Annotated in this window: 16 protein-coding genes; 10 read left to right on the top strand and 6 right to left on the bottom strand. The window is 67.1% G+C overall.

What is annotated here, in order from left to right; all coding sequences use genetic code 11:
- Window positions 1-69 precede the first annotated feature (69 nt).
- Entirely contained in the window at window positions 70-861 is a 792-nt protein-coding gene (gene fabI, locus CK620_RS12285; protein ID WP_095550543.1) for an enoyl-ACP reductase FabI, read from the top strand.
- A 109-nt stretch (window positions 862-970) separates the two neighbouring features.
- On the opposite strand, the gene CK620_RS12280 is transcribed toward fabI, so the two are convergent.
- Window positions 971-2,029, bottom strand: coding sequence for an aldo/keto reductase (locus CK620_RS12280; protein ID WP_095550542.1), 1,059 nt, complete (start codon window positions 2,027-2,029; stop codon window positions 971-973).
- A gap of 263 nt (window positions 2,030-2,292) precedes the next feature.
- Here CK620_RS12280 and CK620_RS12275 point away from each other — a divergent pair, with 263 nt between their 5' ends.
- From CK620_RS12275 to CK620_RS12260, 4 genes are all read left to right on the top strand, one after another.
- Window positions 2,293-2,559 carry a (2Fe-2S)-binding protein gene (locus CK620_RS12275; RefSeq protein ID WP_095543069.1) on the top strand — a complete coding sequence of 89 codons (267 nt, stop codon included), beginning with the start codon at window positions 2,293-2,295 and terminating at the stop codon, window positions 2,557-2,559.
- Window positions 2,560-2,729: 170 nt separating this feature from the next.
- Window positions 2,730-3,503, top strand: coding sequence for an energy transducer TonB (locus CK620_RS12270; RefSeq protein ID WP_095550588.1), 774 nt, complete (start codon window positions 2,730-2,732; stop codon window positions 3,501-3,503).
- Window positions 3,504-3,576: 73 nt separating this feature from the next.
- Window positions 3,577-4,296: a MotA/TolQ/ExbB proton channel family protein gene (locus CK620_RS12265; RefSeq protein WP_095550541.1), complete on the top strand. Its 720-nt coding sequence runs from the start codon at window positions 3,577-3,579 to the stop codon at window positions 4,294-4,296.
- 6 nt (window positions 4,297-4,302) lie between these two features.
- Window positions 4,303-4,728 (top strand): ExbD/TolR family protein, encoded by a 426-nt coding sequence (locus tag CK620_RS12260; RefSeq protein WP_095543559.1) that lies wholly within the window; start codon window positions 4,303-4,305, stop codon window positions 4,726-4,728.
- 102 nt (window positions 4,729-4,830) lie between these two features.
- Here CK620_RS12260 and CK620_RS12255 read toward each other — a convergent pair whose 3' ends face one another.
- Both CK620_RS12255 and CK620_RS12250 read right to left on the bottom strand, forming a co-directional pair.
- Window positions 4,831-5,802 (bottom strand): pseudouridine synthase, encoded by a 972-nt coding sequence (locus CK620_RS12255; protein WP_095550540.1) that lies wholly within the window; start codon window positions 5,800-5,802, stop codon window positions 4,831-4,833.
- Window positions 5,799-6,212 carry a carboxymuconolactone decarboxylase family protein gene (locus tag CK620_RS12250; RefSeq protein ID WP_095550539.1) on the bottom strand — a complete coding sequence of 138 codons (414 nt, stop codon included), beginning with the start codon at window positions 6,210-6,212 and terminating at the stop codon, window positions 5,799-5,801. Before CK620_RS12250 ends, CK620_RS12255 begins: the two co-directional genes overlap by 4 nt.
- Window positions 6,213-6,352: 140 nt before the next feature.
- Here CK620_RS12250 and CK620_RS12245 point away from each other — a divergent pair, with 140 nt between their 5' ends.
- Window positions 6,353-7,006, top strand: a complete 654-nt coding sequence (locus CK620_RS12245) for an ABC transporter ATP-binding protein (RefSeq protein WP_179290652.1) — start codon at window positions 6,353-6,355, stop codon at window positions 7,004-7,006.
- A gap of 22 nt (window positions 7,007-7,028) precedes the next feature.
- Here CK620_RS12245 and CK620_RS12240 read toward each other — a convergent pair whose 3' ends face one another.
- Window positions 7,029-7,421: an ArsC/Spx/MgsR family protein gene (locus CK620_RS12240; RefSeq protein WP_095550537.1), complete on the bottom strand. Its 393-nt coding sequence runs from the start codon at window positions 7,419-7,421 to the stop codon at window positions 7,029-7,031.
- 71 nt (window positions 7,422-7,492) lie between these two features.
- Window positions 7,493-8,623, bottom strand: a complete 1,131-nt coding sequence (gene murB, locus CK620_RS12235; RefSeq protein WP_095550536.1) for a UDP-N-acetylmuramate dehydrogenase — start codon at window positions 8,621-8,623, stop codon at window positions 7,493-7,495.
- A gap of 54 nt (window positions 8,624-8,677) precedes the next feature.
- Between murB and CK620_RS12230 the strand changes: the two genes are divergently transcribed.
- Window positions 8,678-9,163, top strand: coding sequence for a YajQ family cyclic di-GMP-binding protein (locus CK620_RS12230; RefSeq protein WP_095540453.1), 486 nt, complete (start codon window positions 8,678-8,680; stop codon window positions 9,161-9,163).
- A gap of 31 nt (window positions 9,164-9,194) precedes the next feature.
- Window positions 9,195-9,860, top strand: coding sequence for a retropepsin-like aspartic protease family protein (locus CK620_RS12225; RefSeq protein WP_179290651.1), 666 nt, complete (start codon window positions 9,195-9,197; stop codon window positions 9,858-9,860).
- Between the two features lie 89 nt (window positions 9,861-9,949).
- Here CK620_RS12225 and plsY read toward each other — a convergent pair whose 3' ends face one another.
- Window positions 9,950-10,699 carry a glycerol-3-phosphate 1-O-acyltransferase PlsY gene (plsY, locus tag CK620_RS12220; RefSeq protein WP_095550534.1) on the bottom strand — a complete coding sequence of 250 codons (750 nt, stop codon included), beginning with the start codon at window positions 10,697-10,699 and terminating at the stop codon, window positions 9,950-9,952.
- Between the two features lie 198 nt (window positions 10,700-10,897).
- Between plsY and glmU the strand changes: the two genes are divergently transcribed.
- The gene (glmU, locus tag CK620_RS12215; protein ID WP_095550533.1) at window positions 10,898-12,349 is read left to right on the top strand and encodes a bifunctional UDP-N-acetylglucosamine diphosphorylase/glucosamine-1-phosphate N-acetyltransferase GlmU; all 1,452 of its coding nucleotides are present in this window, start codon (window positions 10,898-10,900) and stop codon (window positions 12,347-12,349) included.
- A gap of 129 nt (window positions 12,350-12,478) precedes the next feature.
- Window positions 12,479-13,681 carry an aspartate aminotransferase family protein gene (locus CK620_RS12210; RefSeq protein ID WP_095550532.1) on the top strand — a complete coding sequence of 401 codons (1,203 nt, stop codon included), beginning with the start codon at window positions 12,479-12,481 and terminating at the stop codon, window positions 13,679-13,681.
- Window positions 13,682-13,693 lie beyond the last annotated feature (12 nt).

The raw sequence follows: 13,693 nt of genomic DNA, 5'->3' as shown, positions 1-13,693 counted from the left end.
CGCCGTGGTGCAGCGGCAAAAAGGGGTGATCCGGCCCATCCCCGCATTGCAACGACAAGGAGTGTTTCCATGGGTTTTCTCAGCGGCAAGAAATTGCTGATTACCGGCGTGCTGTCCAACCGTTCCATCGCCTACGGCATTGCCAAGGCCTGCCACGCCCAGGGCGCCGAGCTGGCTTTCAGCTACGTGGGCGAACGCTTCAAAGACCGCATCAGCGAATTTGCCGCCGAGTTCGACTCCAAGCTCGTGTTCGATTGCGACGTCAGCGATGACGCGCAGATCGAGCAGCTTTTTGCCGATCTGGCCGCGCAATGGGGCCAATTCGATGGCTTTGTGCACAGCATCGGCTTTGCGCCGCGCGAGGCCATTGCGGGCAATTTTCTGGATGGCCTGACGCGCGAGAACTTCCGCGTCGCGCACGACATCAGCGCCTACAGCTTTCCGGCCATGGCCAAGGCCGCGCTGCCGCACCTGAACACGGGCGCTTCGCTGCTGACGCTGTCTTACCTGGGCGCCGAGCGCGCCGTGCCCAACTACAACACCATGGGCCTGGCCAAGGCCAGCCTGGAGGCGAGCGTGCGCTACCTGGCCGAAGCCGTCGGCCCGCAAGGCATTCGCACCAACGGCATCAGCGCCGGGCCGATCAAGACCTTGGCCGCCAGCGGCATCAAGGATTTCGGCAAGCTGCTGGCCAACTTCGCCGCCACCTCGCCGCTGCGCCGCAACGTCACGATCGAGGACGTAGGCAATGCCGCAGCTTTTTTGCTGTCTGACCTGGCCGCGGGCATCACCAGCGAAATCCTCTACGTCGATGGCGGCTTCAGCCACACCATTGGCATGCCTTCGCCCTCTGACGACTGAGCACCGAAGAGCCTGTTGGCCTGCCCACGGCAGGCCTGCGGCAACACTGCAAGCGCCTGGCCCAGGCGCTTTTTTTGATGGTGGATGGCGCTCGGGCTCAGGGCATGCATCATTGCGCTGGGTCACGCAACTCCCAGCGGATGGCGTCGATGGCCTGCAACACCTCGGGCGTCAGCCGCTGTTGCCAAGCCGCCAGGTTCTGCTCCAGCTGCGCCAGGCTGGTCACGCCGATGATGGTGCTGCACACCTGCCAGCGGTGGTAGACGAAGGCCAGCGCCAGTTCGGTGGGCGTGAGGCCGTGCGCGCGAGCCAGCGCGTTGTAGCGCTGCGCCGCCGCCAGCGCCTCAGGCCGCGCCCAGCGCTGCTTTTGCACCGATTCGTACAGGCTCAAACGCCCGCGCGGCGCCTGTGCATCAAGAATGCCGCTGTCGTCGTACTTGCCCGTCAGCGCGCCAAAGGCCAGCGGCGAGTACGCCAGCAGGCTCACGCCTAGGCGGTGGCAGGTCTCGTCCAGCGCGTTCTCGTAGCTGCGGTTAGTTAGCGCATAGGGGTTTTGCACGCTGACCACGCGCGCCAGGCCATGCTGCTCGGCCAGGCGCACGAACTCGTGCACGCCATAGGGGGTTTCGTTGGACAGACCGATGTAGCGCACTTTGCCGGCGCGCACCAAGCCGTCGAGCGCCTGCAGCTGCTCCAGGATGCTGGTCTGCGTGCGCTCCTGCTGCGGATCGAAGTACAGGGCGCCAAACATCGGCACGTGCCGCTCGGGCCAGTGGATCTGGTAGAGATCGATGACCTCGGTCTGCAGGCGACGCAGGCTGCTCTCGCAAGAGGCCACGATGTCTGCCGCCGTCATGCCCTGGCCGGCGCGGATCCAGGGCATGCCGCGGCTGGGCCCAGCCACCTTGCTGGCCAGCACGATGCGCTGGCGCTGGCTGCGGTTGCGCGCCAGCCAGTTGCCCAGGATGGTTTCGGTGGCGCCATAGGTGTGCTGCCGCGCGGGCACGGCATACATCTCGGCCGTGTCCCAAAAATCCACCCCGGCATCCAACGCCCGGTCGAGGATGGCATGGGCCTGGGCCTCATCGACCTGCTCGCCAAACGTCATCGTGCCCAGGCAAATCGGGGAAACGGCCAGCTCGCTCTGGCCCAGTAAGCGTTTTTCCATGATGGTGTCCTGTCTCGTTCGGGCCTATTCACACTGGCCCTGGTTGCTCTGATGTGGCATCGTCGCTTGCCATGTTAAGCGCCTGCCATTCAGCCAGATGCGGCCCGCACAAAATCTGTTCGCCCTCCTCCCTCCTTTGCACGGACAGCCAAAAGCCTTTTTTCTCTGGGGTGAAAGACAAAGATTGCTAATGCGAAAAATTCGTATTTATAATCTTCGTTCGCTTCCTCTTTTCATCCACCAGCCAGCCAAAAGGCCAAGCCATGATCGTGTGTGTCTGCCGACGAGTGTCCGACCGTGAGATTGCACGCCACGCCCACGCCGGCATGGATTTTGACGACATTCAGTTCGAGCTGGGCGTAGCCACCCAATGCGGCAATTGCGAATGCATGGCCCGCAGCCTGGTGCAACAGTGCCACGCCAGCCGCCCCATCGCAGCCATCGATCATGCGACCTGTGCCCAACAGCCCGCGTCCCATTCTGGAGGGTCTTTGGTATGGAGCTCATCGCCTCGCTCGCAGGCAGCCTGATGCTTGTTCTGGGTTCTATCTGGTGGGTACTGCACAAGTAAGCAGCCCGCCCATGGCCGCAGTGGCGGCACCACCACGTCTGTTCTTGTTTTTCTTTGTCCCGCCTGTTGCCAGGCACTGCGCCCCTGGCATTGGCCTGGCGCTGCCTGTGGCCCGCAAGTGCCCGCGCCATGACTTCGCCCCTTCTGACCCCCGCCCCTTCAACAAGCCGTTATGCCTGGGTGGCTGGCGGCGTGCTGTTGCTGCACGTGGCCGCCCTGTGGGGCGTGCAACGGGCCATGCACAACCCGCCCAAGAAGGACGATATCAAGCCCGCGGTCATGATCTCGCAGCTCATCGTGGCAGCGCCGCCAGCGCCTGAGCCCGTACCACAACCCCCGACGCCGCCCGCGCCAGTGCCGCCGCCACCGGCGCCTGAGCCGCCGCCCCCTCCTCCACCACCGCCAGCGCCCAAGCCGCCGCCGCCCAAGCCGCCGCCCCCAAAGCCCAAGCCCAAGCCGGTGGCCAAACCCAAACCGGTGACCGAGCGCACCCCTGTGGTGCCATCGCCGCCGCCAGCGCCGCCGGCCCCGCCCGCGCCCGTGCTGCCACCGCCAGCGCCGCCGGCGCCCCCGGCTGCGCCTGCTGCGCCCGTGGCCCCCAGCGCGCCGGTGATCGAGCGCCACGAGGCCCGCAATGCCGCCGCTGTGCGCAATGCCGGCATCAGCTATCCGTCACAAAGCCAGCGCCTGAGGGAAGAAGGCGTGGTGCGCGTGCGCGTGCTGGTGGGCGCCAATGGCCGCATCAAGGAGGCCGTGCTGGCCAAGAGCAGTGGCTTTGACCGGCTTGATCGCGCCGCCATCGAGGGCCTGCTGCGCAATGGCCGCTTCACGCCCACCACGCGCAACGGCGTGCCCATTGACGACTGGTACATCCTGCCGGTGAGCTTCAAGCTCCAGCGCTGAGCGCCGGGATGCGCCGCACGCCACCACTCTTTCACCACTGGTTTTAGCTTTTTCCTTCAAGGAGTATTGATTCATGGGTTCCGAATTTGGATTGGTCAGCGCCTGGAACCAGGCCGATGCCGTCGGGCGCAGTGTCGCCGTGCTGCTGCTGCTGATGTCGGTGGCCACCTGGGTGGTCATCCTGGTCAAGGGCCTGGGCCTGATGCGCTACAAGCGCATGGTCAAGGCCAGCAAAGACTTCTGGCACAGCGAGAGCCTCGATGTTGGCATCCAGAAGCTGGGCAATCAGGCCGACAACCCCTTCCTGCTGCTCACGCTCGAAGGGCGCGACGCAGTCAACCACCATCGCAACACCCAGGCCCATCTGCACGACAGCCTGGACATCAGCGATTGGGTCACGCGCAATCTGCGCTACTGCATCGAAGGCTTTACCGCACGGCTGCAAGCGGGCCTGTCCATCCTGGCCACGGTGGGCTCCATCGCCCCCTTCGTCGGCCTGTTTGGCACCGTCTGGGGCATCATCCATGCGCTTTTGGCCATCGGCACCAGCGGCCAGGCCACCATGGACACCGTGGCCGGCCCCATCGGCGAGGCCTTGGTCATGACCGCTGCCGGTCTGGCCGTGGCCATCCCGGCGGTGATCGGCTACAACGCGCTGGTGCGCGGCAACAAATCGCTCCTGCTGCACGTCAACGGCTTTGCCCACGACCTGCACGCCTTCTATGTCACCGGCGCACGCGTGGCCCACGGCAACGAATCGGCCAAGGTGCTGCAGCTCAAGCGCAGGGGGTAAACAGCCATGGCCTTCTCCAACCCCGAGCAGGATTCGGGCGACGTGCTCAGCGAAATCAACATGGTGCCGCTGATCGACATCATGCTGGTGCTGCTCATCATCTTCATCATCACCGTGCCGGTCATCAAGCACGCGGTGAACATCGAACTGCCCCAGGCCAGCACCGAGCAGGAAAAAATCGAGCCCGACACCATCAGCCTGAGCATCGACCAGGATGGCCAGCTCTTTATCGACAACAAACCCATGACGGATGAGCAGCTGCTGGCCCACTTGCGCCAGGCCGCCACCAAGGAGCCGGAGCCAGCACTGCACATCCAGGGCGACAAGAATGCCCGCTACGACCACATCATGCGCGCCATGGCCATGGCGCACGAAGCCGGGCTGAGCAAGATCGGCTTCATCACCGAGCCGGAACAGGCCGCCGCGCCTTGAGAGCGCCTGCTCAAAAGGCGCAGCAATATGCCCTTGGATGAGCGCTTTTGCGCACAGCCAAGGGCATTCGTCCATCTGCCGGCTTGCCACGCAGGCAAGCGCTCAGCGCTCAGGCGGCGGCCATTGCAGCGAGCGTTGGCTGTGAAAGCAGCGCGGCTGGCCGCTGATGGGGTCGGTAAAACGCAGCGTGCGCGCCAGCAGTTGCAGCGGGCGGCTGAAGTCGCCCGGCGGCGGGTCGTCGATGCAGGGGTAGAAAGCATCGTTGCGGATCGGCACACCCAGCGCCGCCATGTGCACGCGCAGCTGATGCTTGCGCCCGCCCAGCGGGCGCAGCCGGTACAGCGCCCAATCGCCGGCGCGCGCCACGATGTGCAGCAGCGTCTGGCTGTTGGGCTCGCCTGGCACCTCCTGCATGGTGAAGAAGCGCGCCCCGCCCGGCTCCAGCCGGCTGCGGTGGCAATAGGGCTCAGCCGTGGCAAAGCGCGCATCCCAGCGCGCCACGGCTTCGTACTCCTTGTCCATGCCCTGATCGCGAAACAGCCCGTGGTAGGCATCGCGGCTGGCCGGGTTGACCGACAGCAGCAGCAACCCGGCCGTGTCCTTGTCCAGGCGGTGCAGGGGCGCCAGCGCAGCGGCCTGCGCCGGCGCCTGCTGCGCCAGTTGCTCGCGCAAGCGCTGCAGCACCGTCTGCTGCACATGGCGCCCGGCCGGCGCCACGGTCAGGAAGTGCGGCTTGTCCACCACCAGCAGATCGGCATCGCCATGCAGCACCGAGACCTCGAACGGCACCGGCAGCTCATCGTCCACGGCGCGCTGGTAATGAATATGCCCGTTGCCAGCCAGCGGCTGCGCGGGCTGCAGGGGCTGGCCCTGCACGTCGCGCACCTGGGCCTGAGCGAAGCGGCGCAGCCACTCCTGGCGCTCAATGTGCACAAAGCGCTGGCAGAGGAACTCCAGCGCCGACTGGCCGAGCGCTGCGGCGGGCACGCCCACGCAGCACCACTGCGCGCCAGCCGCCCATGCCGCCTGCACCCGCCGGCGGCGGCGCGTGCCCGGGGTGCCGCGCACGCTCATCGCGGCGAGGCTTCGGCATCGAAGGCGACATCGACGGGCACTTGCAGGCCCAGCGCCAGCTGGTTGGTTTTGCCCGCCAGCGCCACGATGCGCAGCAGCTCGGCATGCTGGGCCGGCGTCATGCCGCGCGCCTTGGCCGCGGCCGTGTGCGAGTGCACGCAGTAGCCGCAGCCGTTGGTGATCGAGACGGCCACGTACAGCATCTCCTTGACCATGGGATCGAGCTGCGAGGGCGTGGCCATGACCTCCTTGACCTCGCGCCAAGTCTGTTCGAGCAGATCGGGGTCAAACGCCAGGTAGCGCCACATGTTGTTGATGAAGTCGGTCTTGCGCGTGGCGCGGATATCATCGAACACGGCTCGGACGCGGGCATCTTGCTCCGGGTCGATACAGGCTTGGACGGTGGGCATGGGCAAACTCCCCAATCATGCAAAAGTCAAATGAAACCAACACTGCGTGCGGGCCATCCAGCACGCACGGCAGCGGCGCTGCAGGCAGCGCGGCGCCGCGCAAGCCTACCACCACTGACGCCATAGACAGGGTCGCGCCAGTGCTGCACATCCACCAATTGCTCTGGGCCTGGCCCAGCGCAGCCGGGCCGCTGCTGGCACTGCACGACTGGCGCCTGGGCCCGGGCCTGCACCTGCTGCGCGGCGCGCCCGGCAGCGGCACCTCCACCCTGCTGCGCCTGCTGGCCGGCCAGCTGCCACTCGATGGGCGCAGCCAGATCAGCGCCCCGGCCCATGCCGGCGGGCATTGGCAGGCCCTGGTCCACCACTGGGATCCAGACCAGCAGCAGCACGATGCCCTGCCGGCGCGCGCACTGCTGCCCTTGCCTACGAACGCCCCGCCCAGCCAGCAGCGCGCTTGCGCCGAGCTGATCGAAGGCTTTGCACTCGCGCCGCATCTGGACAAGCCGCTGCACATGCTCTCGACCGGCACGCGCCGCAAAGTGCTGCTCAGCGCCGCGTTGCTCAGCCCCCGGCCCGTGCTGCTGCTCGACGAGCCCTGCGCCGCGCTGGACTGGCGCTCCATCCGCGTGCTCTGGCACGCACTGGCCGTGCGCAGCCGACTGCCCGGCCAATTGGTGCTGCTGGGCACCCATCAACCCATCGAAGAGCTGCCGCCCTGGCGCTGGGCAGGCGTACACACTTTGCAGGCAGGCCGCATCAACAGCAGCGTGCCGCCCGAGCGCGGCGGCTGAGCAATCGCGCCCTATTGGCTCCTTATTGCGCCGCCGCCAGCGCTGCGGCCCATTGCTCGGGCACATAGCCCACGCTCAGCGCCGCAGCCCCACCGCTGGCCGACGCAATGTGCACCACAGGGCGCTTGATCAGGCTGGTGTGGGCCAGCATCAGCGCCTGCGCACCCGCCGCACCGTCGGCCTGGGCCTGTGCCTGCGGATCCAGACTGCGCCAGGTCGTGCCGCGGCGGTTGAGCAAAGCCTGCCAACCCAGCTGCGCACACCAGGCGGCCAGCGTGGCCTCATCCAGCCCCTGCTTCTTGAAATCGTGCCATTGCACATCCACGCCCTGGCTGGCAAACCATTGGCGGCTTTTCTTCACGGTATCGCACTGCGCAATGCCATAGAGCTGCACGCGCGCGGCCACAGCATTCATGAGACTCTCCTGAAAGGGTGATGACAATGGGTTTGGCAGGCCTGCTCGCAGCCCTGGCATGAGACCAACGCTCACACCACCACCGGCTCGGGCTCCAGGCGGATGCCGTAGCGCTCATAGACGCTGGTCTGGATGGCCTTGGCCAGCATCATCACTTCGCCGCCGGTGACGCTTTGCGCGGCATCGCCCAGGTTGACCAGCACCAGGGCCTGCTTCTCGTACACGCCGGCGTTGCCGATGCGTTTGCCCTTCCAGCCGCAGGCGTCGATCATGGCGCCAGCGGCGAGCTTGACGCTGCCATCAGGCATGGGGTAGTGCACGATGCGCGGCTCGCGCGCGATGATGTCGCGGCATTGCTCGGGCGTGACGGTGGGGTTTTTGAAGAAGCTGCCCACGTTGCCGATTTGCTGCGGGTCGGGCAGCTTGCTGCGGCGAATGTCCACCACCCAGTCGAACACCTGCTGCGCGCTGGGCGCGGCAATGCCGCTGGCGGCCATGCGCCGCTCCAGATCCTGGTATTGCAGCTGCGGCTGCCAGGCCTTGGGCAGCCACAACCGCACATGGGTGATGACGGCGCGTCCGGCCAGGCCCATGCCCGCTGGCGGCAACTGTCCGGGCGCTGGCGGCCAAGCGTCCACGGCCTTGCCCGGCGGGTGCTTGAAGATGGAGTCGCGATAGCCAAAAGCGCATTGCGCACCGTCGAGCGTGAGGCTGGCGCCGCTCCACAGGTCAATGGCGTCCAGGCTGTGGAAGCGGTCCTTGAGCTCCACGCCGTAAGCGCCAATGTTCTGCACCGGCGCGGCGCCAACGGTGCCGGGGATCAACGCCATGTTCTCCAGCCCGGGCATGCCCTGCTCCAGGCTCCAGCGCACCAGCTCGTGCCAGCGCTCGCCAGCGCCGGCCTCGATCAGCCAGCCCTGCGCGTCCTCGTGCACCACGCGCTTGCCCAGGATTTCCATCTTCAGCACTGGGCGGCGCACATCGCCGGTGAGCACAATGTTGCTGCCCCCGCCCAGCACCAGCGGCTCCCACTCGGGCGCGACGCGCTTGGCTGGCGCCAGCCCTGCGCGGCGCTGCTCCTGCCACAGGCGGGCGAAGGCGCGCAGCTCCTCGGCCTGACGGATGCGCACCAGGCCCAGGGCCTTGGCCGCAATGCCAAAGGTGTTGTAGGGTCTAAGAGGGACGTTTTTTTCGACTAACATCGCGCGGTATTGTCCCACCGCTGCGGACGCTCTTTTTTTGGATTTGCCTGCCCTATGCCTTCTTTTGACACCGTTCTCGAAGCCGATTTCGTCGAAGTGCGCAACGCCGTGGACAACGCCAGCAAGGAAATTGCCACGCGCTTCGATTTCAAGGGCACCAGCGCCAGCATCGAGCTCAAGGACAAGGAAATCACGCTGCTGGGCGATTCAGAATTTCAGCTGCAGCAAGTCGAGGACATTCTTCGCAACAAGCTGACCAAGCGCAACGTGGACGTGCGCTTTCTTGATCTGGACAAGCCGCAGAAGATCGGCGGCGACAAGCTCAAGCAACTGGTGCGCGTGCGCAATGGCATCGACAGCGCGCTGGCCAAGCAGATCCAGAAACACATCAAGGACAGCAAGCTCAAGCTGCAAGCCGCCATCCAGGGCGACAGCGTGCGCGTCTCCGGCGCCAAGCGCGACGACCTGCAGGCGGCCATGGCCCTGATCCGCAAGGAAGTGGCCGACGTGCCGCTGTCGTTCAACAACTTCCGCGACTGATCCCCACTCGCGCCAAGCCATGCCCTCCGCAGTGAGCAAGCGCCCCCGCCAACAAAGCCGCAGGCCACAGCCCGCAGCCCTGCTGGGCGGGCTGTGCGCGCTGCTGCTGGCAAGCGCGGCAGCCGCGCAGGACGTGCGGCTGGTGGGCACCATCGGCAGCCGCGCCATCGTCAGCGTCGATGGCAGCCAGCCGCGCACCTTGGCCAAAGGCCAGAGCCTGGGCGGGGTACAGCTGCTCGAGGTGCAGGGCAACAGCGCCACGTTCCAGATCGGCAGCAGCCGCCAGACCCTGCTCGTGGGCCAGGCGCCCACGCACGTCACGCCCGGCAAGACGGCCCTCACGCTCAGCCCCAGTCCGAACGGCCACTACATGAGCGAGGGCAAGATCAACGGCCATGCGGTGCAGTTCATCGTCGACACAGGCGCCTCCACCATCGCCCTGGACGCCAACACCGCCCGCCGCCTGGGCATCGACTACGAGCGCAGCGGCCAGCCCATCCAGATCGCCACGGCCAACGGCAAGGCGCAGGGCTGGTCCGTGCGCCTGCCCACGGTCAGCATCGGCACTCTCACCCAGCGCAACGTGCCGGCCACCGTGGTACAGCAGCCCATGCCCTTCGTGCTGCTGGGCAACTCCTTTCTCAACCACTACCAGATGACGCGCGACGCGCGCTCGCTGGTGCTCAAAAGCAAGTAAGCAAGTCAGCACTCACCCAAGAACAAAGCCCCGCCCGGGAGTCATTCCCAAGCGGGGCTTTTTGCCTTGCCGCGCTTCTCGTCAAAATCTCAGCGCTGGCTGTGGCGCGTGCGCTTGTGCTTTTTGCGCTCGGCCTTGCGGGCATTGCGCAGTGCGGCGGCGCTGGTCGCAGGCGCGCCGGGCTCGGCCGGTGCAGCCGTGGCCTGGGCGGCCTGCTTGCCCTGGCCAATGCGCGGCTCGGTGCCTTTCATCAGGCGGGAGATGTTGCCGCCGTGGCGGTACAGCAGCACCAAGGTCATGGCGATCAGCGCCAGCTGGGCGCTGGGCGCATAGGGCCAGAGCTGGCTGGCGCCCAGCACGTAAATCACCGGTGCGGCGATGGCGGCCACAATCGACGACAGCGACGAAATGCGCGAGCCCGCCAGCACCAGCAGCCAGACCAGCAGCACGGCCAGCCCCAGCCAGGGGCTCAGCCCCAGCAGCACGCCCAGGGCCGTGGCCACGCCCTTGCCACCGCGAAAGCGCAAAAACAGCGGCCAGACATGCCCGGCAAACGCCGCCAGGCCCACAAAGGCCTGCGCCCCTTCCCACAGCCCGTAGCGCGGCCCGTACCAGCCCACCAGGGCCACGGGCAGCCAGCCCTTGGCGGCGTCCAGCAGCAGCGTCAGGGCCGCCGCCAGCTTGCTGCCCGAGCGCAGCACATTGGTGGCCCCCGGGTTGCCGCTGCCAAAGGTGCGCGGGTCCTGCAGGCCCATGGCGCGGCTGACCAATACCGCAAAGGGCAACGAGCCCAGCAAATAAGCGCCCAACAGCGCCAGTGCAATCACCATCCAATCCATTGGTTCATTCCTGTCCGTGTTCACCCAAGCGCGCCGCCGGCGCGGTGTGCGCTGCGAGCGCAAGGCTTGTATCCAAGCGTTACGTCAGGCGCATTATCACTGCTGCGCCGGGCTGCCGGCGGCCAGGCTGGGGGCCGGCGCGGCAAGAGCCATCCATAATGCGCGCTGCTTTTTTTGCTGCCATCGTGCCATCGCCCCATGAACGCCACTGCCCCAGCCCTGTCCATCGTCGTCCTTGCCGCCGGCAAGGGCACGCGCATGAAAAGCCGCACGCCCAAGGTGTTGCAACCATTGGGCGGCCGGCCCATGCTGGCCCATGTTCTGCAAGCGGCCGGGCAACTGCAGCCGCAGCAGCTGGTGCTGGTCAGCGGCCACGGGGCCGAGCAGGTCGATGCCTTTGCCCGCGCCAGCGCCGGCCATTTGCTGGACGGCGCCGAGCTGCGCACAGCCCTGCAGCAGCCACAGAACGGCACCGGCCACGCCGTGCAGCAGGCCGCGCCAGCGCTGGCCGACGAGCACATGGTGCTGGTGCTGCTGGGCGATGTGCCGCTGGTCGAGCCAGGCGCGCTGCGCGCCGTGCTGCAGCTGTGCGCCAACGAGCACGTGGCGCTGCTGACCGTGGCCCTGGACGACCCCAGCGGCTATGGGCGCATCCTGCGCAGTCCGCAAGGCCATGTGCAGGGCATCGTCGAGCACAAGGACGCCAGCGCCGCGCAGCGCGCCATCTGCGAGGTCAACAGCGGCATCATGGCCTTCCCGGCGCGACGGCTCAAACAATGGCTGCAGAAGCTGACCTGCGACAACGCCCAGGGCGAGTACTACCTGACCGACGTGATCGCCATGGCCGTGGCCGATGGCGTGGCCGTGCATGCGCACTGCCTGCCACAGCAACAGGCCTGGCAGGTCGCCGGCGTGAACAGCCCGCAGCAGCTGGCGGCGCTGGAGCGCCAATACCAGCGCCTGCAGGCGCAGCAGCTGATGCAGGCCGGCGTGCGCCTGCTGGACCCGGAGCGCTTCGAGCTGCGCGCCGCGCCCGGCAGCGCCCTGCCCGGCCAGCTCGACTGCGCAGCGGATGTGGAGATCGACGTGGGCTGCATCTTCACCGGTCAGGTTGCCTTGGGCGAGGGCACTCGCATTGGCGCTTACTGCCACATTGGCCAGGCGCAGATCGGTGCGGGCTGCATCGTGCAGCCCTACAGCCACATTGACGGCGAAGCCGCCGGCGTGCAGATTGGCGATGCGGCGCGCATCGGCCCGTTTGCGCGCCTGCGCCCCGGCGCGCAGCTGGGCCAAGAGGTGCACATCGGCAATTTCGTCGAGGTCAAGAACAGCACCCTGGCCGATGGCGCCAAGGCCAACCACCTGGCCTACCTGGGCGATGCCAGCGTGGGCGCCAACGTCAACTATGGCGCTGGCGCCATCACCGCCAATTACGACGGCGCCAACAAGCACCGCACCGTGATCGAGGCGGGCGCGCACATCGGCAGCAACAGCGTACTGGTTGCGCCGGTGACCATCGGCGCGGGCAGCACCATCGGCGCGGGCAGCACCATCACGCGCGACACCCCTGCGCAAAGCCTGAGCGTCACGCGCGCCAAGACCAGTACCGTGTCCGGCTGGCAGCGCCCGGCCAAGCAACCCAAGGGCTGAGCCGGCCCAGGCGCGTGCGGCATCGCTGGGCCGCTGAATTCGCGCGGAACATCCCTCCAGGCACGGCCACAAGGGGCGCATAGAATGCGCCTTTTGTGTTTTCCCCAGAGCCACTGAAGGAGCCGAGCCATGAGCCAACCCGCGCCGCTTGCCGAACCGCACGTCATGAACACCTATGGGCGCGTGAACATCGCGCTGGCGCACGGCAAGGGCCTGCGCGTGTGGGACACGCAGGGCCGCGAATACTTCGACGCGCTCAGCGGCATCGCCGTGAACACGCTGGGCCATGCCCACCCCAAGCTGGTGCCTGCGCTGCAAGAGCAGGTCGCCCAGCTCATCCACTGCTCCAACTACTACTACGTGCCCGGCCAGGAGTTGGTGGCGCAAAAGCTGGTGCAGCACAGCGGGCTGAGCAATGTGTTCTTCTGCAACTCCGGGCTGGAGGCCAACGAGGCCGCGCTCAAGCTGGCGCGCAAGCTCGGCAACGATCGCGGCTACAAGCACCCCAAGGTCGTAGTCTGCGAGCACGCCTTCCACGGTCGCTCGCTGGCCACGCTCTCGGCCACGGGCAACCCCAAGATCCATGCCGGCTTCTTCCCGCTGGTGGAAGGCTTCATCCGCGCGCCCTTCAACGATATCGAAGGGTTGAAAAAGGCCGTGGAGGGCGAGCCTGAAGTCACCGCCGTGTTCTTTGAAGTCATCCAGGGCGAGGGCGGCATCCACCCCGCGCGCATCGAGTACCTGCAGCAAGTGCGCGCGCTGTGCGACGAGCGCGGCTGGCTGATGATGCTTGACGAAGTGCAGTGCGGCATGGGCCGCACCGGCAAATGGTTCGCACACCAATGGGCCGGCATCCAGCCCGATGTCATGGCCCTGGCCAAGGGCCTGGGCTCGGGCGTGCCCGTGGGCGCCGTGGTCGCCGGCCCCAAGGCCGCCGGGCTGTTCCAGCCAGGCAACCACGGCACCACCTTCGGCGGCAACCCGCTGGCCATGCGCGCCGCGCTGGAGACGCTGCGCATCGTCGAGCAAGACCAACTGCTGGCCAACGCCCAGCGCGTGGGCGAGCACCTGCTGCAGCGCCTGCGCGCCACCCTGGGCGCGCTCGAACAAGTCGTGGACGTACGCGGCCAGGGCCTGATGATCGGCGTGGAGCTTGACCGCCCCTGCGCGGCGCTGATCCAGCAGGCTGCTGACGCCGGTCTGCTCATCAGCGTCACGGCCGAGCGCGTCATCCGCCTGCTGCCGGCGCTCATCATCACCGAGGCCGAGGCCGACGAGCTCGTGCAGCGCCTGCTGCCAGTCGTGCAGAACTTCCTGGCCCAGCCGCGCTGAGCCCCTCTGCCC

This window comes from Vandammella animalimorsus, from assembly GCF_002285285.1.
Lineage (GTDB): Bacteria > Pseudomonadota > Gammaproteobacteria > Burkholderiales > Burkholderiaceae_C > Lampropedia > Lampropedia animalimorsus.
This window is presented reverse-complemented; position numbering and strand designations above follow the sequence as displayed.